24 protein-coding genes and 1 pseudogene are annotated in these 22,439 nt (G+C 64.2%); 6 read left to right on the forward strand and 19 right to left on the reverse strand.

Annotation, left to right across the window (positions count from 1 at the left end; translation table 11 throughout):
• Positions 1-245 precede the first annotated feature (245 nt).
• The 12 genes and pseudogenes from QA639_RS41585 to QA639_RS41640 form a co-directional block, all read right to left on the reverse strand.
• Positions 246-401, reverse strand: coding sequence for a response regulator (locus tag QA639_RS41585; RefSeq protein WP_428841128.1), 156 nt, complete (start codon positions 399-401; stop codon positions 246-248).
• 54 nt (positions 402-455) lie between these two features.
• Positions 456-866: an aminoacyl-tRNA deacylase gene (locus QA639_RS41590; protein WP_283088919.1), complete on the reverse strand. Its 411-nt coding sequence runs from the start codon at positions 864-866 to the stop codon at positions 456-458.
• Between the two features lie 124 nt (positions 867-990).
• Complete coding sequence (gene bchE / locus QA639_RS41595; protein ID WP_283088920.1) at positions 991-2,517, reverse strand: magnesium-protoporphyrin IX monomethyl ester anaerobic oxidative cyclase; 1,527 nt, start codon at positions 2,515-2,517, stop codon at positions 991-993.
• Between the two features lie 162 nt (positions 2,518-2,679).
• Complete coding sequence (locus QA639_RS41600) at positions 2,680-3,420, reverse strand: di-trans,poly-cis-decaprenylcistransferase (protein WP_028335570.1); 741 nt, start codon at positions 3,418-3,420, stop codon at positions 2,680-2,682.
• Positions 3,421-3,450: 30 nt separating this feature from the next.
• On the reverse strand, positions 3,451-3,873 hold the full coding sequence (locus QA639_RS41605) for a transcriptional regulator (RefSeq protein WP_038377679.1): 423 nt from the start codon (positions 3,871-3,873) through the stop codon (positions 3,451-3,453).
• Entirely contained in the window at positions 3,860-4,477 is a 618-nt protein-coding gene (locus QA639_RS41610; protein WP_028335568.1) for a hypothetical protein, read from the reverse strand. Before QA639_RS41610 ends, QA639_RS41605 begins: the two co-directional genes overlap by 14 nt.
• 128 nt (positions 4,478-4,605) lie before the next feature.
• On the reverse strand, positions 4,606-4,962 hold the full coding sequence (locus tag QA639_RS41615; protein WP_028335567.1) for a DUF1428 domain-containing protein: 357 nt from the start codon (positions 4,960-4,962) through the stop codon (positions 4,606-4,608).
• 145 nt (positions 4,963-5,107) lie between these two features.
• Positions 5,108-5,845, reverse strand: coding sequence for a DUF899 domain-containing protein (locus QA639_RS41620; protein WP_028335566.1), 738 nt, complete (start codon positions 5,843-5,845; stop codon positions 5,108-5,110).
• An 18-nt stretch (positions 5,846-5,863) separates the two neighbouring features.
• Positions 5,864-6,226 (reverse strand): annotated as a pseudogene (locus QA639_RS41625) (SRPBCC family protein); the annotation flags it as partial.
• Positions 6,211-6,666, reverse strand: coding sequence for an ArsR/SmtB family transcription factor (locus QA639_RS41630; protein ID WP_157342595.1), 456 nt, complete (start codon positions 6,664-6,666; stop codon positions 6,211-6,213). The pseudogene QA639_RS41625 and the gene QA639_RS41630, both read right to left, overlap by 16 nt.
• A gap of 130 nt (positions 6,667-6,796) precedes the next feature.
• Entirely contained in the window at positions 6,797-7,060 is a 264-nt protein-coding gene (locus QA639_RS41635; protein WP_428841129.1) for a DUF3551 domain-containing protein, read from the reverse strand.
• 186 nt (positions 7,061-7,246) lie between these two features.
• Entirely contained in the window at positions 7,247-8,218 is a 972-nt protein-coding gene (locus QA639_RS41640) for a Bug family tripartite tricarboxylate transporter substrate binding protein (protein ID WP_016843619.1), read from the reverse strand.
• Between the two features lie 204 nt (positions 8,219-8,422).
• Here QA639_RS41640 and QA639_RS41645 point away from each other — a divergent pair, with 204 nt between their 5' ends.
• Both QA639_RS41645 and QA639_RS41650 read left to right on the forward strand, forming a co-directional pair.
• Positions 8,423-8,842, forward strand: a complete 420-nt coding sequence (locus tag QA639_RS41645) for a VOC family protein (protein WP_028335562.1) — start codon at positions 8,423-8,425, stop codon at positions 8,840-8,842.
• A 209-nt stretch (positions 8,843-9,051) separates the two neighbouring features.
• On the forward strand, positions 9,052-10,632 hold the full coding sequence (locus tag QA639_RS41650) for an AMP-binding protein (RefSeq protein ID WP_157342597.1): 1,581 nt from the start codon (positions 9,052-9,054) through the stop codon (positions 10,630-10,632).
• A 16-nt stretch (positions 10,633-10,648) separates the two neighbouring features.
• On the opposite strand, the gene QA639_RS41655 is transcribed toward QA639_RS41650, so the two are convergent.
• The 4 genes from QA639_RS41655 to QA639_RS41670 all read right to left on the reverse strand — a co-directional run bounded on the left by QA639_RS41655 (position 10,649) and on the right by QA639_RS41670 (position 16,309).
• Positions 10,649-11,938, reverse strand: coding sequence for a cytochrome P450 (locus tag QA639_RS41655; RefSeq protein WP_157342600.1), 1,290 nt, complete (start codon positions 11,936-11,938; stop codon positions 10,649-10,651).
• A gap of 208 nt (positions 11,939-12,146) precedes the next feature.
• The gene (locus tag QA639_RS41660) at positions 12,147-13,244 is read right to left on the reverse strand and encodes an HD-GYP domain-containing protein (RefSeq protein ID WP_050383395.1); all 1,098 of its coding nucleotides are present in this window, start codon (positions 13,242-13,244) and stop codon (positions 12,147-12,149) included.
• 291 nt (positions 13,245-13,535) lie between these two features.
• Positions 13,536-15,821, reverse strand: a complete 2,286-nt coding sequence (locus QA639_RS41665) for a xanthine dehydrogenase family protein molybdopterin-binding subunit (RefSeq protein WP_283088921.1) — start codon at positions 15,819-15,821, stop codon at positions 13,536-13,538.
• Entirely contained in the window at positions 15,818-16,309 is a 492-nt protein-coding gene (locus tag QA639_RS41670) for a (2Fe-2S)-binding protein (protein WP_026192016.1), read from the reverse strand. The genes QA639_RS41665 and QA639_RS41670 overlap by 4 nt, the downstream gene beginning before the upstream one ends.
• Before the next feature lie 308 nt (positions 16,310-16,617).
• On the opposite strand from QA639_RS41670, the gene QA639_RS41675 reads away from it, so the two are divergent.
• The 3 genes from QA639_RS41675 (at position 16,618) to QA639_RS41685 (ending at position 18,488) form a co-directional block, all read left to right on the forward strand.
• Positions 16,618-17,406 (forward strand): alpha/beta fold hydrolase, encoded by a 789-nt coding sequence (locus QA639_RS41675; RefSeq protein ID WP_283088922.1) that lies wholly within the window; start codon positions 16,618-16,620, stop codon positions 17,404-17,406.
• Positions 17,403-17,738, forward strand: coding sequence for a hypothetical protein (locus tag QA639_RS41680; protein ID WP_028335556.1), 336 nt, complete (start codon positions 17,403-17,405; stop codon positions 17,736-17,738). The genes QA639_RS41675 and QA639_RS41680 overlap by 4 nt, the downstream gene beginning before the upstream one ends.
• A gap of 78 nt (positions 17,739-17,816) precedes the next feature.
• Positions 17,817-18,488 (forward strand): dienelactone hydrolase family protein, encoded by a 672-nt coding sequence (locus QA639_RS41685; RefSeq protein ID WP_028335555.1) that lies wholly within the window; start codon positions 17,817-17,819, stop codon positions 18,486-18,488.
• Between the two features lie 38 nt (positions 18,489-18,526).
• Here QA639_RS41685 and QA639_RS41690 read toward each other — a convergent pair whose 3' ends face one another.
• The 3 genes from QA639_RS41690 to QA639_RS41700 form a co-directional block, all read right to left on the reverse strand.
• Positions 18,527-19,282 carry a polysaccharide biosynthesis/export family protein gene (locus tag QA639_RS41690; RefSeq protein WP_028335554.1) on the reverse strand — a complete coding sequence of 252 codons (756 nt, stop codon included), beginning with the start codon at positions 19,280-19,282 and terminating at the stop codon, positions 18,527-18,529.
• A 173-nt stretch (positions 19,283-19,455) separates the two neighbouring features.
• Positions 19,456-20,112, reverse strand: coding sequence for a peptide-methionine (S)-S-oxide reductase MsrA (gene msrA, locus QA639_RS41695; protein WP_028335553.1), 657 nt, complete (start codon positions 20,110-20,112; stop codon positions 19,456-19,458).
• A gap of 130 nt (positions 20,113-20,242) precedes the next feature.
• Positions 20,243-20,560, reverse strand: a complete 318-nt coding sequence (locus QA639_RS41700) for a hypothetical protein (protein WP_016842666.1) — start codon at positions 20,558-20,560, stop codon at positions 20,243-20,245.
• A 373-nt stretch (positions 20,561-20,933) separates the two neighbouring features.
• On the opposite strand from QA639_RS41700, the gene rpsT reads away from it, so the two are divergent.
• Positions 20,934-21,200, forward strand: a complete 267-nt coding sequence (rpsT, locus tag QA639_RS41705) for a 30S ribosomal protein S20 (RefSeq protein ID WP_016842667.1) — start codon at positions 20,934-20,936, stop codon at positions 21,198-21,200.
• The last annotated feature ends 1,239 nt before the right edge of the window (positions 21,201-22,439 follow it).

Consider the following 22,439-nt stretch of genomic DNA (forward strand, 5'->3'; position numbering starts at 1 on the left):
TGCGGCCAACACCCGTTCCTCCGGTCTGGCCGGACCGGCCAGCTGAACCTCATCGCATTTTGGGCATACAAGCGCGGTGCGGAAATGCTTGTCGAGCACAATGGTTCGCGTCCTGCCGCACTGGCAGCGCCATCGGCTTATCCATGGAAGACCGGCCCGGGTTCGCGATGCAAGGAAAGCATGCGCCTGGCTGCCCCGGTCCGGTTAACCCAATATGACTTGAAGCCGGATAATTTGTCGCGCCGCTAAAAGAGACCGGCGCTGAGATCAAGGCCGTAGCTTGCCCTGAGTGCCGCGACGAACAGGACAGCGGACGCAAACAACAGGACATGCCGGGCGATGCTGCTCCGAAGCGAATTGGCCGGAAACGCGCGTGCGATCGATTGAGCCAAAGCAGTCATTTGCGACCTCCGGAGCCACGCCCCGAAGGTAGGTCGCGTGCAGCGCAGTGAGGTTCAATGCGGCTCGCGGATCGGCCGGCGGCGCGCCAATGTGCTCTGTTCGGTATCGCTCGGTGCCCGCACCCGATTCTTGAAGCGGTGACCGACCACGATCAGCCTGCCCTCGGCGCGGATTACGGTCTCGGCCGATGGCGCGGACGGCAGATTGTCTTGCATGACCGCCTCCAGCGCGCGCAGGAACTCGCGACCGGCCGATGTGATCTCCCAGCCTTCGACGTCACGGAGCACATAGCGATTGCTAAAGATGTCGAGTTCGGGGACCCGCGACGCCAGACGTTTGATCCGCGCATGCCAATCGTCGCCGCTCGATGAGAGGATTGCGAGATCGTGCTTGAGTGAATTGATTGTGGCTTTGCCGCGGACGTGACTGGCCAATATTTTTAAGATCGCAACCTGTATGCTCAACTCGACGCCTCGACCGCCACGGTTCTTTTTGTTCTGCGCAGCCGACCTGGAAATTATCGCGCTGATGACTCAGGCGTCCAGTCATCAGCGCCAGTTATCCAGAACCCGACAAGACGGTATCGACTTACGCCGCGCGTGATGTGTCGACGCGGCGCTCGGGCCGGTGCGACGACATCGATTCCTCCTCCATATCCTGCGGCGCGCCCCAAAATTCCTGCACCGTCGGCCCGTGCTTGAGTCTTTTGTCGCGCAGGAAGCCGAGAATTTCATGCGGCCAGACCCGGCGGCCCATCTGCGTGTACCAGCGCATCGCGTGACGAAGTCCGGCGTCGCGGTGGAGCAGCACGCGGAGCAGCGCCTTCGGGCGGCACTGCAGCACCATCTCGGTGAACTTGAACCAGAGCAGTACGCGCCATGGCGGCATGTGCCGGGTCGCGAGCACCTGATGCTTGTAGTCCCAGAGCCTGCGATCGGTCTGGATGACGCGCCGCTCCGCCGCGAGACGGAAATAGGGCGTCCAGCGATGCGGCGTGACGTAGAGCATCTGGATCTGGTCGGGATCATAGGACAACAGCTGCCTGAGACCGCGCCAATGGTCGCGATCGGTTTCCTCCTCGAAGCCGACCACCCAGGTCGCCATCGACAGGATGCCGTGCTGGCGCATCAAACGGATGGCCTCGCGATCGATCGTGGTGGTCGCGCCCTTGCGGATCAGCTCCAGCGTCTTCTCGTCGGTGTTCTCCATGCCGAGCAGGAAGCGCTGCCAGCCCGCTTTCTTGTAGAGATGCAGGATGTCGGCGTCGCGCACGATGTCGTCGGCGCGGGTCGAGCCGACGAGGATCAGATCGACATCCTCCACGATCAAGGCCTCGAGAAAGGCCCGCCACGCCTTCTTCGAGACGGTCGGATTCTCGTCGGCGAAATTGATCACCTTGACGCCGTGCTCGCGATGGAGCCGCGCCAGCTCCTTCGCAAACCGCACGGGATCGCGGTGCCGCCATCGCGTCCAGAAGCCGCGCTGGCCGCAGTAGTTGCAAAGATGCGGACAGCCGCGCGAGAACTGCACGACGACGGCGCGCAGGCCGCCCCAATAGCTGTAGCGCGCGTGATCGATCAATTCCCATCCGACGCGATAGGCATCGAGATCCCGGATAACAGGCGCAGGCGGCGTGACGCGCGGCCCATAATCGTCGCGGAATGCGATGCCGTTGATGATGCGAAGATCCTCGCCGGCCTCCAGCGCCCGCATCAGACGGCGCGCGGTTTCTTCGCCCTCGCCGCGCACGATCGCGGTGACGTAGCGCTCCTCGCGCAGGATGTCGCGCCAGTGATAGGTCGGAAACACGCCGCCATAGACGATCCGCACGTTTGGCAGGGCCTTGACGATCGCCTGCGCCACCTCGGCGATCACAGGATGGCCCGACGTCGAGCCGGAATGACCGAACAACACCGCATCCGGTGCAAATCTCGATGCCTCCGCCACGATGGCTTCGACCGGCATCGGCCCGAACTCGGCATCGACAAGACCGACGTCGTGGCCGTCATCGATGAGCGGCCCGCCGATCGACAGCAGGCCGAGCGGCGGCAGATGGTCGTCGGGGATCCGGCTGCCGATCGCCGGGTGCGGCACGTTGACGAGAAGAATGCGCATGGATGATCGCTCCCGCTTTGGTTGGCGTGATCGTTCGTCCCCGCAGCTTGTGAAAGAGAGCCCAACCCCCCGGCCGGGCTTTAGGAAGAGCTGGAAGCGCAACCTCCTTGTTTGAGCATGATCTTTTCGGAAAACCGCTTCACACTTTTCCGGATCATGCTCTTAGAGGTTCGGCACCTCCGCCGGCGCGATCGCGGTCAGCCCGCCGAAGCGGCGCTCGCGGCGATGGAAGGAGGCGAGCGCGTCGGCGAGATCGTCGGCATCGAATTCGGGCCACATCCGCTCGGTGAAATGCAGCTCGGCATAAGCGCCCTCCCAGAGCAGGAAGTCCGACAGCCGCTTCTCGCCCGAGGTGCGGATGATCAGGTCGACGTCGCGCAGGCCGGCCTCCCCGGTGATGAGATCGGCGAAAGTCTCGCGGCTCAGCTCGCCGGCGCCGGCCGCGCTCGCGGCCGCGTTCAGGATGGCGTCGCGCGCCGAATAGTCGATCGCGATGCGCAGATGCAGCGTGGTGCCGCCGGCGGTCTCGGCCTCCGCGCGCGTGATCGCGGCGGCGATGCCGTCGGGCAGCCGGTCGCGGCGGCCGATCACGGTGAGGCGAACGCCGTTGCGCACGAGCGCGGCGATCTCGTTGGCGAGGTAGAACCGCAACAGCCCCATCAGTGCCGCGACCTCGGCCTTCGGACGGCGCCAATTGTCGCTCGAGAAGGCGTAGAGCGTCAGCGTGCCGACGCCCTGGTCCGGCGCGGCCTCGACGATGCGGCGGATCGCCTCGACGCCGGCCTCGTGTCCGCGCAGCCGTGACAGGCCGCGCCGCGTCGCCCAGCGGCCATTGCCGTCCATGATGATGCCGACATGGAGCCTGATGGCGGCTTCCGGCTTGAGCGCGACGTTACTTTGCATCACAAAGTCTCCGGACAAAAATGGGATGATTCAAACCGGCTGGATACCGAGGCGGCCAGCTGCGCCGTCGTCCTTGCCGGCGGCCTTCTCAGCCTTGCCGCCGGCCTTTTCTGTCGTGCCGGCAGCCTTGGCCGCGTCACGCACCAGCTGCTCGAGCACGGCGAGATAGTCGAGGAAGCGGCGGCGGCCGCTCTTGGTCAGGCGACAGGTGGTGTGCGGACGATTGCCTTCATAGCCCTTGATGACGTCGACGAGACCGGCCTCCTGCAGCACCTGGAGGTGCCGGCTGAGGTTGCCGTCGGTCAGGCCGCAGAGCTGCTTGAGATCGGCAAAGGCGAGCCCCTTCGGATGCGCCATCAGCGAGGTCAGCAGCCCGAGCCGCGCCTTCTCGTGGATGACGCGGTCGAGGCCTTCATAGGCGAATGGCGCGGTGGTCAGGTCAGTCTTCGGCATCATGGCCTCCGGAAGCGAAATAGAGCAGCGCTGCGAGCAGCAACTGGCCGATCGCGAATGGCAGTCCCATGGTCCAGGGCGACAGCGCGTGGCTCTGGCTTGCAATCAGCAGCACCGTGAAGCCCGACAGGAAATACCAGGCGCCGCCGAGCGCGATCGTGCGCGGCAGCAGGCGGACCGAGGCGAACACGCCGAGGCTGACCAGCACCTGCCACAGGCCGGGCAACATCCACAACGTCTCGGGCGCGAACTTCCATTGCAGGATCGCGAGCAGCACGCCGGCGATAACAGCGGGAACGAACTGCTCGATCGCCTGCTGGACCATCGCGTCCGCAAGGCCGGAATGATGCCGCCGCGAGCGCGCCTGCATCTCGATCCAGATCAGCACGGCGGAGACCAACGCGGCCGCCGCCCAGCCTGCGAGGAACGCGATCGGATGAGCGGTGGGATCGGCGAGCCAAAGATATTGCGCAAGCGCCGTGATGAGCGCGATGCCGCTGGTGGCGGCGACGGTCGCCGGACCGTAGCCGCGAAACGCCGTTCCGGCCGCAATCTGGCTGCGGATGGCGAGGATATCGGCCAACGCCTTGTCGAGGTCACGCATGATTCGCCCGAACTTTGTATTACAAAGTATACGGGATCGCCAAGTAAACGCAAGCGGCATCGCGCGGCTTGCCGAGCGTGATGTTTAACAGCCGGTAATTGCGCGGATTGCGGCGAAACCGTGCCGCGTCAGACCTTCACTAGGCTGGCAAAGCCGCCATAGATCATCCGCTTGCCGTCGAACGGCACGTCACCCATGCTCATCGATGCAAGGCGCGGATCGGCCATCACCTTGGCGTTGATCCGGTCGCGCTGGGCGCGCGACTTGTAGGTGATCCAGGCAAACACGACGGTTTCGCCGGCCTTCAGTTTCACGCTCTGCGGAAATGAGGTCAGCTTGCCCGGCTTGACGTCGTCGGCGACCCATTCGCGATAATCGAGCGCGCCATATTCGCGCCAGACCTTGCCGGCCTTCTTCGAGAGCTGCGCATAGGCTTTGAGTTTCTTCTTCGGCACGGCGACGATGAATCCATCGACGTAAGGCATTGGGCGGTTTCCTGCTGTTTGGGCTCCCTGCCATTGCGAGCGCCTGCGAAGCAATCCATCTCTTCAAACGCCGAGGATTGGATTGCTTCGTCGCTTCCGCGCAAAATTGCTCTGCAATTTTGTCGCGAGCCCCTCGCAATGACGATCAGGAGTGACAGCAGGATGCCTGAACCGGCGCCGGTTGGTACTGGTCACGTAGCCGCACCCAATCCATCGGATAGGGCAATCCTTCCTCGTGGCGGCCGAGCGGCGTCAGGTCGAGATAGTGATAGGCGGCATTCATCATGTCGAGGCCGCGCGCGAAGGTCGAGTAGGTATGGAACACGCTCCCTGTCTCGTCGCGGAAGAACACGCTGATGCCGGGCAGTTCGGGACCATAGAGCGGCGTCGTTCCATAATTGTATTTCGCGTCCCCCGCATCGATCTGCCCTTGCGTGAACGATACGCCGTAATCGTAATTGAAGTCGCTCTCTCCCGAGGAGACCCAGTCGAAGGTCCAGCCCATCCGCGCCTTGAATGCGTCGAGCTTTGCGAGCGGCGCCCGCGAGATCGCGATCATCGTGGTGTCGCGCGCGGCGAGATGCGGAACCATGCGCTCGAAGCCGTCGACCCAGAACGAGCAGCTCTTGCACGCTGCGTCCCATTCCGGCGCGAACATCACATGCTGCACCACGAGCTGCGGCCTGCCCTTGAAGAGATCGCCGAGCGTCATTTTGCCGCCCGGCCCGTCGAACACATAGTCCTTGTCGACCTTGACCCAGGGCAGTTCGCGGCGCTGCCGGCTGAGCGCTTCGCGGGCCTGGGTCAGTTCCTTCTCACCGGCCATCAATGCCTTGCGGGCTGCGATCCATTCTTCGCGCGAGACGATGTTGTGCTGTTGCATGAGATGCTCCTTTGCAGGTCAGGCGTCGACGTATTGTTCCAGGTTGCCGAGGAATTCGGTCCAGCCGCGCTGGTGGTTGTCGCGGGCGGTCTCATCGACGAACTGTGCGTGATGGAAGGTGAGCAACGTGCCGCCGGCATCGGGCTTGATCGATATCGTCACCTCGGACTCGCGCTCCGGCGTAGAATGCCAGGCCCAGCTGAACACCAGCTTCTCGTTCGGCACCACCTCACGATATACGCCGCCGACCTCGTGATATTCGCCGTTCGAGCCGGTGAACTTGATCCGGTAGCGTCCGCCGACGCGGACATCGAGATCGGCCTGCGTCGTACCGGGCTTGACCTGTCCCGGCCCGAACCACCGCACTAGATTTTCCGGCTCGGTCCACGCGGCGTAGACTTTTTCCGGCCGCGCGCGGAGGCGCCGCGTGAGGGTGAGGCTTGGGCGCGCGGCGAGGCCGGCGTCGGCGGCGACTGCGGATTGGTTTGCCATGGTTCTTCCTCCACAAAGGCGGCAAGGCGGTCGAGGTTGTCGGACCAGAATTGCGCATAGCGATTGAGCCAGTTCATCGCCTGCTCCATCGGCCGTGCGGTGAGCCGGCACGCCACCGTGCGGCCGGTCTTTTCGCGCGAGACGAGGCCCGCATCGGTGAGCACGTCGAGATGCTTCATGATCGCCGGCAGCGACATCGCGAATGGCTGCGCCAGTTCGCTCACCGACAGGCTTTCCTGCTCGCCGAGCCGCGCCAGCAGGGCGCGGCGGGTTGGATCGGAAAGCGCCGCAAAGGTGCGGTCCAGTGTCTCGTCTTGATACTTAACCATGCGGTTTAGTATAGGCGCAAACGGCGCGACGTCAAGTGCGCGGCTTCACGATCGCGTCAGGATGGACCCAGCGCGAGGGACGAACGTCAGGAATGGTGGCGACGGACTGCCTTGCGGTGATGCCGCAACGCTAGTCGGGATATACGGTCCGGTGCCGGCGCTGATAGCGGCGCGGTGGCGGCGGCGGTTCGCTGAACAGGAAGCGCGGATTCTCGCCGCAATAGAGATAACGGCCGGACACGCTCGCGAGACATTGCTGGTAGGTCCGGTAAGCGCATTCGCCGGGATAGCCCAGGCTCGGGCCCTGCGCGCACCATGGGTAGTCATAAGGATCGGCGGAAGCTGGCGTGATACTCGCCGCGCCTGCGAGCGTCATCGTTCCCAGAACAAGCATTGCCAATCCCGATGCGCGCATGATCCGGCTCCTCGGACGCCGCAGTTAGCCAGGCGCGGCACCTTTGATAAGGTTCCTGAACGTCATTCTATTCCGCGTCAAGGCCGACGGCTTCGGCCGCGGACCGGCTGTACCACGCGGGCCACATTTGTCCCGCGCGATCCAGCATCGCGCCTCTTGCGAGGCCTACTCGACCTTGAGGCCGGCGAACTCGACCACCTTCTTCCACTTGTCGGTTTCGGCCTTGATGTCGTTGCCGAAGGCTTCCGGCGTCTGGATCAGCGGATCGCCGCCGAGCTCGACAAGACGCTTCTTCATGTCGGGTTCGGCGAGCACGGCGTTGATCTCGGTGTTGAGCTTGGCGATAACTTCCTTCGGCATGTTCTTCGGCGCGCCCATGCCAAACAGCGCGCTCGCCTCGTAGCCCTTCACGGTTTCGGCGACCGACGGGACATCCGGCAGTTGCGAGGATCGCTCCGTTGACGTCACAGCCAGCGCGCGCAACGCGCCGGAGCGGATGTGCTGGATGATCGAGGGCATGTTGTCGAAGATCACCTGCACCTGGCCGCCGAGCATGTCGGTGATCGCGGGCGCCGCGCCGCGATACGGCACGTGCTGCATCTTGCAGCCGGTCATCGCCATGAACATCTCGCCGGAGAGATGCACCGAGGTGCCGTTGCCAGAAGAGGCCATGTTCACCTTGCCGGGATTGGCCTTCACATATTCGATGAACTCGGCGACGGTCTTGGCCGGCACGTCCTTGTTGACGGTCATCACGTTCGGCACGCGATTGAAGGAAGCGACCGGCGCGACGTCGCGCACGAAGTTGAACTTCAGATTGGCGTAGAGCGAGGCATTGATGTAGTTGGCCGGATTGACCAGCAGCACGGTGTAGCCGTCCGGCTCGGCGTTGATCGCCGCTTCGGTGCCGATATTGTTGCCGGCGCCCGGCTTGTTCTCGATCACGAATTGCTGCCCGAGCCTCTCCGACAGCCGCTGCCCGACCAGGCGCGCGATGATGTCGGTGGCGCCGCCCGGCGGATAACCCACGATCCAGCGCACCGGCCGCGCCGGATAGTCGGCAGCGGAAGCGCGGCCGATCGCGAATGTCGAAATCCCCGATCCGATCAGGCCCAGCGCGGTACGGCGTGAAATCATGAAGTTTCTCCCAATCCAGCAGGGTTTGGCGCCCTGCCCGTTTCTGTTGCGTTGCGTGCGGCGCGGTTTTAACAAACAATGCCTGAAGCGACCAGTGCGACACGTGCGCCGCCGACCGCGACGAAAGACTAAGCTTCGGCTCTGATCGCACCAGAACCGGCGACCACATCGCTCGAAATCACTCTGGACCGAAGAGGATCGATCATGTCCGTCAAGGTAAATGGGCTCGACCATCTCGTGATCAACGTCACCGATGTCGTGCGCTCGGTTGCCTGGTACAGCAGGATCCTCGGCATGGAGGTGAAGGTGTTCGACCCCGGCAAGGGCAAGACACCGCGCACCTCGCTGGTGTTCGGCAACCAGAAGATCAATGTGCGGCCGCGCGATGCCGACAAGGTGGACTGGTTCACCGCCGAGCACGAGGCGGCCGGCAGCGACGATCTCTGCTTCCTCACGTCGAGCACGCCCGAGGAAGTGGTCGCGCATCTGAAGGCCAATGGCGTCAGGATCGAGGAAGGCCCCGTCGCCAAGCAGGGCGCGCGCGGCACGCTGCGCTCGGTCTATTGCCGCGACCCCGACGGCAGCCTGATCGAGATCTCGTCGTACGAAAAGAACGCGACCTAGCTTTCGTTCGTCCTTGCGAGCCGGCGCGGCGTGCGAATGCGCGCCCGATGACGGATGCCGCGAATAAATCGATCTCTTCCGCGCGGCGGAACAGATTGCTTCAGCGCAAAACCGCTTTGCAAATCACGATTTGCTCTCGGCGCACGCCGATGGCAGAACTGCTCCCAACCAAGACCAATGGCGGCCGGCAAGTCCGCGCGGGAGGACATATGAGCAATTCAAAAGCAGTGCCGGGCATCGTGGGACCGTTTGCGGGACTCGACGTGCCATGGCTGCTGCGGATGCGCGCCGAGGTGCGGCGCGACCATCCATTCCTGATCTGGGCGCCGTTCGACACGCCGGCACGGCGCTGGAGCTACGGCGAATTCCATGAGCGCGTCGGCGCGCTCGCTGCGGGCCTTGCGAAGCGCGGCATCCGGCAGGGCGACTATGTCCTGATCCATCTCGACAATTGCATCGAGGCGATCATGTCGTGGTTCGCCTGCGTCGAGCTCGGCGCGATCGCGGTCACCACCAACACCCGTTCCGCCGCCGCCGAGATCGAATATTTTGCCGGCCATTGCGGCGCGATCGCCGCGATCACCCAGCCGGCCTATGCAGAACTGATCGCCGCCAACTGCAAGAGCCTGCGCTGGATCGCGGTGACCTCGCACGACGCCGGGCAAGCGCCGGCACAGCTGCCCGCGCGCGGCGACAGCTTTGACGCGCTGTTTGCCGACAGTGCCGACCGGCCACGTCGCCCGACCGATCCGCTCGCCCCCTGCAGCGTGCAATACACCTCCGGCACCACGTCGCGGCCGAAGGCGGTGCTGTGGACCCACGCCAACGCGCTGTGGGGCGCCAAGATCAATGCCGCGCATCAGGACCTGCACGCCTTTGATGTTCACCAGACCTATCTGCCGCTGTTCCACACGAACGCGCTAGCCTATTCGATGCTGGCGAGCCTGTGGGTCGGGGGCACCTGCGTGATCCAGCCACGCTTCTCGGCTAGCCGCTTCTGGCCGGTGGCGCTCGAGCACGGCTCGACATGGACCTCGACGATCCCGTTTTGCATGAAGGCGCTGCTGGAGCACGAGGTGCCGAAGAATCACAAGTTCCGGCTCTGGGGCACCGCCGTGAACGAGCCGCCGGCGTTCAGCGTGTTCGGCATCAAGATCATCGGCTGGTGGGGCATGACCGAGACCATCACGCACGGCATTATCGGCGAGGTCGATCAGCCCAACACGCCGATGTCGATCGGCCGCGCCGCGCCGGAATACGAGGTCCGCATCGTCAATGACGACGGCACGCCGACCGGCGTCGGCGAGACCGGCAACCTCCTGATCAAGGGCATCCCCGGCCTGTCCCTGTTCGCCGAATATCTGCACAACGAAAAGGCCACGCGCGAAAGCTTCGACGAGCACGGTTACTTCATTACCGGCGACCGCGTCACGATGCTGCAGCACGGCTACATCAAGTTCGGCGATCGCTCCAAGGACATGCTGAAGGTCGGCGGCGAGAATGTCGCAGCTTCCGAGATCGAACAAGTGATCGCGGTGGTGCCGGGCGTGCGCGAAGCCGCTGTGGTGGCGAAGAAGCACCCGATGCTGGACGAGGTGCCCGTCGTCTTCATCATCCCGCAGGCCGGTGTCGCCGCCCTGCCTGCCGATTTGCACGACAACGTCATGACCGCCTGCCGCTCCGGACTCGCGGACTTCAAGGTGCCCCGCGAGATCCGCTTCGTCGACGAAATGCCGCGCTCGACGCTGGAGAAGGTCGCAAAGGCGGAGCTCAGGAAGATGCTGGAGTGACGCGGCCCTGGCCGCGTCAATTCACCTCGAACCGGATCGGCAGCTTCTTCGGGCCGTTGACAAAATAGGCCTGCGTCATCTTCACCTCGCCGTCGAGCGACAGCGACTTCAGGCGCGGCAGCAGCTCCTCGAACAGGATGCGCATCTCGAGCTTGGCGAGGTACTGACCGAGACAGAGATGCGCGCCATAGCCGAACGCGACATGGCGATTGGGCTTGCGGTCGCTGCGGAAGCGATCGGGGTCCTCGAACACCTCCTCGTCGCGATTGCCCGAGGCGTAGCACAGCATCAGCCAGTCGCCCTTGGCGATCTTGCGGCCGCCGAGCTCGGTATCCGCGGTGGCCGAGCGCATGAAATGCTTGACCGGCGTCATCCAGCGGATCGACTCATCGACCAGGCCCGGGATCAGCTCCGGGTTGGCCTTCACCTTGGCGAATTCCGCAGGGTCCCTGGCCAGCGCCCAGATCGCGCCCGCGGTCGAGGATGAGGTGGTGTCGTGGCCGGCGGTCGCGACGATCATGTAATAGCTGGTCTGATCGTGCTCCGGCATATACTCGCCGCCGATCTTCGCGTTGGCGATGACGGTGGCGAGATCGTCGCGCGGGTTCTGGCGGCGATCCTCGGTGATCTTGCGGAAGTAGGCCGAGAAGTCGGCGATAATCGCCTGCAGCATCGCGGAGACCTGCTCCGCGCTGAGCGCGTCGCGGACGCGCGCGGTGTCGGGATCCTGCGGGCCGAACAGCTCCTGGGTCAGCTTGAGCATGCGCGGCTCGTCCGCCTCGGGCACGCCGAGGATCTCCATGATGACGTGGAGCGGATAGCCGAGCGCGACGTCCTCGACGAAGTCGCAGGCGCCGCCCCTCGCGAGCATGCGCTGCACCGTGGCGCGCGCGATCTCGCGAACGCGGGCCTCGAACTTGCCGAGATTGGCCGGCATGAACCAGCCTTGCGTCAGCGCGCGATATTTCGGGTGGTCAGGCGCGTCCATCTGCACCAGCGAGCGCACCAAATTGGGCCCGCCGGTGATCTTGCGAACGCGCTCCTCGAGCGCCTGCGTCGTCAGCGTGGTCGGCCGGTCGGCGTTGTGGAACAGCTCGTTCTGCCGGCTGATGGCCTGGATATGCGCGTGCTTGGTCACCACCCAGAACGGATCAAACTTCTCGGGCCGCGCGATGCCGAGCGGATTGTTGGCGCGCAGCCAACGATAGCTGTCGTGGATGCGGTCGTCCGCATAGGCGACGGGATCGACGAGGGTTGCCGCGATGTCGGCGGGGATGTCGAAATCACCGGTCGTTGCCGTATCCATGTTCGTCCTCGCTCGCCCCAGCATCGGTCCTGCCGATGATCACCGGAATCTAGGCGGAGGTAAGGAGGACGACTTGCGTTGATTGGCTAGGATCCGCGCCAAAGGCGTCATTGCGAGGAGCGAAGCGACGAAGCAATCCATCGGCCCGCACACGCGGAGCGATGGATTGCTTCGCTTCGCTCGCTATGACGGCGAAAACCGTTGGAGATCAATAATGCCCGAACGCCACCGGGCGGAACGCCTGCAGCAATTGCTGGTCGAGCTTGCCGCCCATCTCCTCCATCATGGAGAACGCCTTGGCGTGGGTGAACTGCAGCCGGTAGGCGCGCTTCTCGACCAAAGCGGCATAGACGTCGACGATCGTGGTGACGCGGACGATGTCGCTGATCTGGTTGCCGCTGAGGCCGTTCGGATAGCCGGTGCCGTCCAGGAATTCGTGGTGATGCAGGATCACGTCGAGCATTTCCGGCGGGAAGCCGCCCTGCGCTGACAGCGCCTCGTAGCCGCGGCGCGGATGCTCGCGCATCTCGGCCATTTCCTCGACCGTCAGCGCGCCGGGCTTGTCGAGCAGCGCGACCGGAACGAAGGCCTTGCCGACGTCGTGCAGCAGCGCGGCGCGGGCGAGCCGGCGCTGGTCGTCCTCGCGCATGCCGAGGTGCTGCGCGAACGCGACCGCGAAGCCGGTCACGAACAGGCAGTGGCGATAGGTCTCCTGGTGATGGCAGCCGACCGTGGTCAGCCACTCGCGCAGCGAGTTATGCTTGATCGCCTTGAGGATCTTGTTCTCGGCGGCGACGATGTCCTCGAACTTGAGCGGCTCGCCGGCGCGCATCCGCTCGAACATCTTGACCATCACGCCGTGCGCGGCTTCGACGCCGCGGTTGAGCGCCTTGCCGCGATCGGTCTCGTCATAGCCGCTATCGTCGGGGAATGCGGCGCGGATGCGCTGCAGGATGCCGCGCGCATCAAACGGCCGCGAGATCGTGTCGGTGGCGCCGAGCGCCCAGGCCTGCATCGAGGCGTGATGCAAGGCATCCGCCAGCACGAACAGCCGCGGCATCTCGCGATAGGCATCGGCCTGCAGCTTGGCGCGGACGAGTTGCACGGCTTCGGGCGAGCGCAGGTTGATGTCGACGACGATGCCGGAGAGATCGCGGCCCGGCTGCTCGGGAATATCTGAGGTCGGAACGGTATCGACCTCGCCCACCGAGCGCAGGATGCTGGCGAGCTCGTTGCTCTGATCGCTTCGATCTGACGCCAGCAGCAGGCGGCGCTTCGAAGTCTGGTTGTTGGCTAAGGCAGTCATGGCATCCCCGTCGCAGTAACGACCGACGCCGGGACGCTACCTGACGATGCGTTCCCTCCGGCTTAATGGGGATGCTGAACGGCGCTTAAGCGCAATGGATACAATTTGAGCGATCGCCGAATCCGCCAGCAAAATCAGGCCGACCGAAAATCAATGCAGATACGCAGATCGGCGGCGAATCATGAATTTTTGCGGCGTCGAAGTTGATGCCGTCACCGCCCGGCCGACGCGCGGAGCAAAGGAAAACGCCGGAGAGCTCGTGCTCTCCGGCGTTCTTGTTCGTTCAGATCGTTACGCCTTCATCGCAGCCTTGACGGCTTCCGCGGTGATCGGCAGGCCGCGGACGCGGGCACCGACCGCGTTGAAGACGGCGTTGCCGATCGCCGGCGCCACCACCGTCACCGCGGGCTCGCCGACGCCGGTCGCCTTCTCGCCATTGGCGATGACGTTGACCGCGACTTCCGGCAGCTGGCTCATCCGAAGCGGCGTGTAGCTGTCGAAATTGGTCTGCTCGATGCCGCCGTCCTTCAACGTCGCCTTCTCGAACAGCGCCAGTGACAGGCCCCACAGCGCCGCGCCCTCGACCTGGGCCCGGATGCCGTCGGGATTCACCTGCGTACCAACGTCGGTCGCAACCGTCAGCTTCTTCACCGTCACCTCGCCCGACGGGGCGACCGCGACATGGGCGACGCAGGCGGTCCAGCTCGCCGTGGCGCGCTCCTGCGACGACACGCACGCAACGCCCATGCCTTCGCCCTTGGGCAGCTGCTTGGTGCCGTAGCCGGCAAGGCCCATCGCAGCGAGCAAGGTGTTGCGGAGACGCTGCGCGCCGCCGTCGTTCTTGCCCTTGCCGTCGAGCAACGAGATGCGCAGCTGCGCCGGGTCCTTGCCGGTCGCATGCGCGATCTCGTCGATCATGCTTTCGACCGCCCAGAACGTCCAGCCCGGCGCCACCGAGCGGAGCTGACCCGACGGGGTGGCGTTGTGCGCCATCTCGTTCTTGATCGCCCGCACATAGTGGTTGGGCACGGTGTAGAAGAAGTCCGCTCCGTTCACGGTGAAGGAGTCGAGCGGACCCTTCTTGTCGACCGACGGTGTGAGGAAATCGGGGATTCCCCAACGCGCGGTCGGCCAGGCCGAGACCACGTCGTGGCTCATCGCGACGATCTTGCCGTCACCGTCCATGCCGGCCTTCACCTTCTGGTAGGTCAGCGGACGCGAGAAATCCATCGTCATGTCGTTTTCGCGCGTGTAGATGACCTTGACCGGCTTGCCGACGGCCTTCGCCGCCTGCACCGCGGGCACCATCATGTCGGCGTCGAGACGCCGGCCGAAACCGCCGCCCAGCCACATCTGGTGCATCACCACGAACTTCGGATCGATCCCGGCGGCGCCGGCCGCAATCGCGCCGGAGCGCGTCGCGAACTGGTTGCCGGAATAGATGTGCAGGATGTCGCCCTTGAACTCCGCGGTGGCGTTCATCGGCTCCATCGGCGCGTGGATGTTGATGTTGGTGGTGTATTCCGCCTCCAGCACCTTGGCCGCCGAGCCGAAGGCCGCCTTGGGATCACCGTCCTTGACGAAGAACTGGCCGGAATCGTCCAGTCCCTGAAGCCGCTTGGCTTCCGTGAGCAGCGATTCGCTCGACAGCTTTGCGTTCGGACCGCCGTCATAGCTGATCTTCAGCGCCGCGGCGGCCTTCTTCGCCTGCGCATAGGTGTTGGCGACCGCGACGACCCAGCCGGTCGTGGTTGTGGTCTTGTCGTCGAGGGTGACGGCCTTGATGAAGCCGGGCAGCTTCTTGGCCGCGCTATCGTCGACCGACTTCACGGTGGCGCCGTAACGCACCGGCGGGGTGACCAGCGCGCCGTGGACCATGCCCGGCACCATCACGTCGATGCCGTACTTGGCCGTGCCGTTGGTCTTCGACGGGATGTCGAGTTGCGGCACCGAGACGCCGATCATGGTGTACTGGTCGGGCGTCTTCAGCTTGATCGCCTTCAGATCATCCGCCGTGAAGGTCTTGGTCGCCTTGCCGCTCTTCACCACCTCGGCGAACGACATCGACTTCTTCGACTTTGCGTGGCTGATCTTGGAATCGCGTACCACCAGCTCGCCGGCCGGCACGCCCATGGAGGCCGCCGCCGCCTCGGTCAATGCGATACGGCCGGCTGCGCCGGCGCGGCTCATCGCATCGAAGTTCATCATCGTCGACCAGCTGCCGCCGGTGATCTGCGCGCCCAGCACGGGGTCGTTGAACTTCGGATCGTTGGAGGCGAGCTGAACCCGCATGTCCTTCCAGTTCGCGCCGAGCTCTTCGGCCACGATCTGCGCCATGGTCGAGGCGACGTGCTGGCCCATGTCGGCCTTGCCGCAGGTCACGGTGACGAGACCGTCGGGCGCGATCGAATACCAGACGCTCGGCTCGAAGTTGGCGGGCGCGGGTGCCGCGAGCGCCTGGTCGATGCCTGACCCGGCATAGCCGAGTACGAGGCCGGTAGCAGCGGTGCCGACCAGGAAGGAACGGCGGCTGAGATCGGTCGTCTCTGGAGCGAGGTTTTTCACGTGCTTGTTCATGTGGCCCTCCGCTCGGATCCGGTGGCCGATGCGGTGCGCATGTCGGACGCAGCGCGCATGATCGCCTTCTGGATTCGTGAATAGGTCATGCAACGGCAGAGATTGCCGTCCATATGCGCGACCACTTCTTCCTTGGTCGGGTTGGTGTTCTTCGACAGCAGCGCCGCCGCCTGCATGATCTGGCCGGACTGGCAGTAGCCGCATTGCGGCACTTGCTCAGCGACCCAGGCCTTCTGCAAGGGATGATCGCCCTTGGCGGAGAGGCCTTCGATGGTGGTGATCTTCTTGCCGACGGCGTCGGCGACCGAGGTCTGGCAGGACCGCACCGCTTCGCCGTTGACGTGAACCGTGCAGGCGCCGCACAGACCGGCGCCGCAACCGAATTTGGTGCCCGTCATCTGCAATTGCTCGCGGATGACCCAAAGCAGCGGCGTGTCATTGGCCGCCTCGACGGACATATTCCGTCCGTTGATATTGAGATTTGGCATCTCTCTCCCCTTCCGGTGTAGGAAGCCGCTTACGGCGGCAACTCACTGTTGGGTCTTGGCCGGCGCCCACCGGGTAAGCGACAGTTGCCGAAACAATGATCCGGTTCCCGGCTGGAGGCAATCCAATTTGGAATTGCTCGAAAAGAATAAATTTCCGAAGATGCCTGTTGTGCGATGCGGCAACGGCAGACGCTTTTTGGAATGCCAGCGTTCGTGTCTAATCGACAGGCGCTTGCTCAAAGCGTCGGCAGCAAGCACCGGCAACGCCGTCCGATAACAGCGGCGAGAGAAACACAAGGAGCCCGTCAATGGCCAAGCTCAACCGCAACGGCGTCGAGATCTACTACGAGGTTCACGGCAGCGGCCCGCCGCTGATCCTGACCCACGGCTATTCCTCGACCTCGACGATGTGGCAGGGCCAGATCGAGGCGCTGTCGCAACGCCACAAGCTGATCCTGTGGGACATGCGCGGGCACGGCCAGTCCGACTATCCCGACGATCCCGATGCCTATAGCGAAGCGCTGACGGTCGGCGACATCGCCGCTCTCCTCGACGCCACCGGCGCCGACAAGGCAATCGTCGGCGGGCTGTCGCTCGGCGGCTACATGTCGCTCGCCTTTCACCGCGTCCATCCGGAGCGGGTGCGGGCGCTGCTGATCATCGACACCGGCCCGGGCTTCAAGAAGGACGACGCCCGCGATGTCTGGAACCAGCGCGCCCGCGACACCGGCGACCGCTTCGACCGCGAAGGGCTCGAGGTGCTGAGATCGTTGAGCGCCGAGCGCGCGTCGGTCACCCATCGCAACGCCAGGGGCCTCGCGCTGGCCGCGCGCGGCATGCTGGCACAGCGCGATGCACGGGTGATCGAATCGCTGCCCGGGATCCAGGTGCCATCGCTGGTTGTGGTCGGTGCCGACGACACGCCGTTTCTGGCGGCGTCCGACTACATGGCGGCGAAGATCCCCGGTGCGCAGAAGGCGGTGATTCCGAACGCCGGCCATGCCGTCAACATTGACCAGCCGCAGGCCTTCATCGCCGCGGTGCTGCCGTTCCTGGATGGCCTTGAAGCCGACGCGCCAGGAAAGCCCGCGTCATGAAGACAATCGCCGTTGCCTTGTTGCTGACTGCGGCGACGACAGGGGCGAGCGCGCAGAAGCTGCCGTTCGTGACAGCCCCATCCACTTTCACCGCGACGCTGTCGAACACCACGCCGCTGGCGTTCGGCATGGGCGTTGCGGACGCGCAGCGCGCGCTCGGCACGCCGCTCACCTATGTCAGCGGACGGCCCGGCAACGAGATCTTCCTGACCTTCCGCGACCTCGGCGGCAGCGGGCTGTTTCCGCACCACGACCGCCTCTTCCTCCAATTCCGCAAACACCGGCTGACCGGCTGGAAGGCCGACTGGGGCGAGAACTGGATGTGGCGCTAGATCATGCTCAATGCATGATCGGCTTTCGCAGGGATCGCCAAGAAGCTTCATGCAACCCCCAACTGACAAGGATGGACCATGGGACAAGACATCAAACTCAAGGCTTCGGACGGCTTCGAACTCGGCGCCTATCGCGCCGATCCTGCCGGCGCGCCGAAGGGCGCGGTCGTCGTGATCCAGGAGATTTTTGGCGTCAATCACCACATCCGCTCGGTCTGTAACCGACTGGCGAAGGACGGCTATGTCGCGGTTGCGCCCTCGATCTTCGACCGCATCACGCCGAACTTCCAGAGCGGCTATTCCCCCGACGAGATCGCCGAGGCGCGGAAGTTCGTCGCCAATCCGGACTGGGCCGCGATGCTGCGCGACACCCAGGCGGCGATCGACGCGGTGAAGTCGGTCGGTCCGGTCGGCATCATCGGCTTCTGCCTTGGCGGCAGCGTCGCCTATGCGGCCGCCACCAGGCTGGCCGGGCTGTCAGCCGCGGTCGGCTATTACGGCGGCGCCGTCGTGCGCTTCGCCGACGACAGGCCGGCGGTGCCGACGCAGCTGCATTTCGGCGAGAAGGATGCCGGCATTCCCTTGGGCGATGTCGAGACCATCAAGTCGAAGCGGCCCGAGGTCGACGTCCTCATCTATCCCGGCGCGCAGCACGGCTTCCATTGCGACGAGCGCGCCAGCTACGACAAGGCAAGCGCCGACATCGCCTGGCCACGCAGCATGGAATTTTTCGCAAAACATCTACGCTGATAGGGCGAACCCGGAATGACGAAGGACGCTGTCCTTCGTCAGAACCAGCGCTCGCCGACGAACACCGTATCGCCCGGGCTCATCGGCGTGCCCAGCGGCACCACGAAGCGCCCGGAGCCGGACGCATCGGTGTGGGTCAGCGTCACGCTGTCGCGGCGGGCACGCGGCGAGAAGCCGCCGGCAATTGCGACCGCGCTCTCGACCGTCATGTTCGGCACGTAGGGATATTGGCCGGGGGCCTGGACTTCGCCGAGGATGAAGAACGGACGATAGGACTCGATCTCGACCGCCACCGAAGGCTCGCGGATATAGCCGTTGCGCAGCCGTGCCGAGATTTCGCCGGCAAGCCCGGCGGGCGTGCGGCCGCGTGCCGGCACCGAGCCGATCAGCGGCATGGTGATCGCGCCCGCGGCGTCGATCGCATAGGAATTGGTCAGGCCTTCCTGGCCGTAGACCACGACGCGGAGCTTGTCGCCGGGGCCAAGGTGATATCCGTTGTCGTAACCGGCGGGGGGTCCACCCGGGGAGGCGGCGGCATAGACGACCGGGGCGGCGGCCGGTGCGGCATAGCCATAACCAGGGGACGCGCTGGCGAAGGCGGAACGCAATGTGCTGATCGCACCGCCGCCGCCTGCATCGGCAACTGGAGCGGGTGCGTAGGCCGGGCCGTAGGTGACGGCATCGACTCCTTGCGGGCCGACGGCGACGGGACCGGACGTGCTCATGCAGCCAGACAGCGCGAGCGCAGCCACAACGGCAGTGATCGGCAATCGTAACGCGCGTGCAACCGGCACCGGACCTATCCCTCAACGGCGAGACAGGCCCAGTCTTGCACCACTTATGGTTAACAAAGGGTTTTCGAGGATCGAGCGGGAGGCCGGAAAAGCCGGCCTCCCATTGGCTTGGAGCCGTGCCCGGGAAGAGCGCAAACCGGCTTTCCGGAGCGGGCTCTTTCTCAACAAGACGGTCAGGCGGTGACGCCGACGCCGATCGGGCAGGACACGCCGGTGCCGCCGAGCCCGCAATAGCCCGCCGGATTCTTGGCGAGGTATTGCTGGTGGTAGTCCTCGGCGAAGTAGAATTCACCGGCCGGCGCGATCTCGGTGGTGATGGCGCCGAGGCCCTTGGCGGCAAGCGCCTTCTGATACATCGCCTGCGACTCATCGGCGGCTTTGCGCTGCGCGTCGCTGAACGTGTAGATCGCGGAGCGATATTGCGTACCGATGTCGTTGCCCTGGCGCATGCCCTGCGTCGGGTTGTGGTTCTCCCAAAACGTCTTCAGCAGCTTCTCGTAGGAGATCTTCTTCGGGTCGAACACGACCAGCACCACTTCGGTGTGGCCGGTGCGCCCCGAGCATACTTCCTCATAGGTCGGGTTCGGCGTGTGGCCGCCGGCATAGCCGACCGCGGTGGTGTAGATCCCCTCGCCGAGTTCCCAGAATTTGCGCTCCGCGCCCCAGAAGCAGCCGAGCCCGAACACCACCTGCTCGAGGCCTTGCGGATAAGGCGGCTGCAACTTGCTGCCATTGACGAAATGGGTGATCGCGGTCGGGATCGGCGTCGCGCGGCCCGGCAACGCCTCGGCGGCGCTTGGCAACGCAGTGGTCTTGCGCATGAACAACATGGACACCTCCAGGCGGGACATCGGCCGACGCGGCAACGGCCTGCGGGCCGGCTGTCACCTATATATGTCCTTACGCGGATGATGGCAGCCCCGTTACGGGGCGCTGCAGCCAAGGAGGGCTGCCGACAAGTCAGTCGCGCGCGTAGCCGATCAGGGGCTTGCGCGGCCGGAACAGGATCATCAGCAGGATGCCGGCAATGCCGAGCACTGCGAACACCGGCTGCTCCAGAAGCAGGCGGATCACGTCATTCCAGAGCCAGGGCGCGAAGCGATCCACCCAGGCATGGAATGCCTGCTGGCTCGACTGGTGGATGTCGTTCCAGAACTGGCCGAATTGGGTGAACCGCAGGCTCTGGTCGGCGACGTAGCGGGCCCCGTCATAGACCATGAAGATGAAGCTGCCGGCCAGCAGCAGAAGGCCGATCAGACGGAAAAAGCCGCGGATCATGCGTCACCCTAACTCCCAGTCGCGCCCCACGCGTCGTCAGGCCTTACCGGGCGCCCCCCGGAAATTCAACCTCTTCAGCGGCTTATCCGGCCCCCGCCGGGGCGATTTCGGGCCCTTTTTGGGTCCCGAAAGCGTTGACGCTTAAGCCCGCGCCATCTATAAGACCGGCCGATGGCGGCGGGCGCAATCCTGCCGCCGCTGTTCTTTGGACAGTGCCGCATGCGGGGGCAGCATTTTGCGCTCTTCGCATGGCCGCCTCAAGGACACCCAAGAAAACCACCTTGGACAAATACATCAGAGTTGGGATTTGAACCGGCCGGTGCGCGCAAGCCCGACCACCGAGCGATCACCGCCGAAGGACAGTTAGAGAACCATGGCCAACACCACCTCCGCCAAGAAGGCGACCCGCAAGATTGCCCGCCGTACCATCGTCAACAAGTCGCGCCGCACGCAGATGCGTGGCGCGGTGCGCACTGTCGAGGAAGCGATCAAGAGCGGCGACCGCGAGGCGGCACTGAAGGCGATGAGCCGCGCCGAGCCCGAGCTGATGAAGGCAGCGCAGCGCAACATCATTCACAAGAACAACGCGAGCCGTAAGGTGTCGCGTCTGTCGCAGCGGATCGCCAAGCTCGCCAAGTAGAGCTCGCGAAGCAAAGCTCGCCGAGCGAGCTGACTGAAAAACACACTTGTCACGAAGCCCGGCTCGCGCCGGGCTTTTTGTTTTTGTCTCGCATTTTGTCGTGGAAGTTTCATAGCGCGAGAAGAGTCGGCGTTGCCGCGCAACGAACTGCGTGTCATGTTTCGTCGCGTCCGTAGTTCTACCGGCTCAACATGCTTAACGCGGAGCACTCGCGCACAGATTGTTCTTCGCTAAGCTAGATAGATGGAATAGCGCGCCGGCTTCTCGCGTCGAAATTTGCGAAGCGGGGTTACCCTGCAAAAGTAATCGAGAAAAATGACGTCTCGCGAGTTACTTATGCACATAGCGCCGAACAGCGATTGGAAAAATGACCGGCGCGAGACCAAATGTAAATTTTCTATGAAAAATTTTTGGTATTGCACCGTCGTTTGTGACACGCGTGAATCTGTGCGCTGATTCAAAAACTTGCTTTCGCAACTCAGCGTCGGCGCCGCCGCAACAGTCGCGAAGAGTCTCGATCCCCGTCGAATCCACGGATTGTCAGAAAATCAGCTTGGTGTATTTATTTCTTGTTCGCGACGCCCACGGCTCTCCAGATCAGCGCGGTTTGAGACCCAGGGGCGGACGCACAAATCGGCGGCGGTGTGTGCGTTAGCGACGCTTTCCAAGCGAAGCTGGATTGACGGCTCATAGCGATATGAGGACGGTCGACCTGTGTCAAAATTTCTCCGGCGATGTCCCCGGCAATTTGGGGGATCGAACAAGAGAGACCAGGACGTCAGTCGGAATCTGGCAGCGGGAACGCGGAGCGAGTGAACGGGTTGACGACGACACGGCGGCGGCGAAGCGCCGGGCATTTCGGTGTTCGGTAGCGGCAGTTCGAACTTGAAGACACGAGCAAGCTGACAACTTGCCGCGATACGTCGCGGCGGGAGGGGGAGGTCTTATGCCTTACGGTATCATCACTGCAGTCGAACCAACGACAGCCGAAGCGCAAATTTCCAGTGGTGCCGTAATCAACCCCTCGGACGTCAGCTCCCACCCGAAGCGTCCGTCGAGTACGCGCTGACCTCGCGGGGCGCATCTTCTCCAAACAGCTGATCTGTCGGGTGGCGCATGGCCGCCACACGGGAGAGCTTTGTCCGGAGCAGACCGCGCCCGCTAGAGGTCGCGCCGCGGCAGGAAACCTGCACGGCGCTTTCGCAACGGTTATCTCTCAGACTTGGAAGTACGAAGGCA

This window comes from Bradyrhizobium pachyrhizi, assembly GCF_029714545.1.
Lineage (GTDB): Bacteria > Pseudomonadota > Alphaproteobacteria > Rhizobiales > Xanthobacteraceae > Bradyrhizobium > Bradyrhizobium pachyrhizi.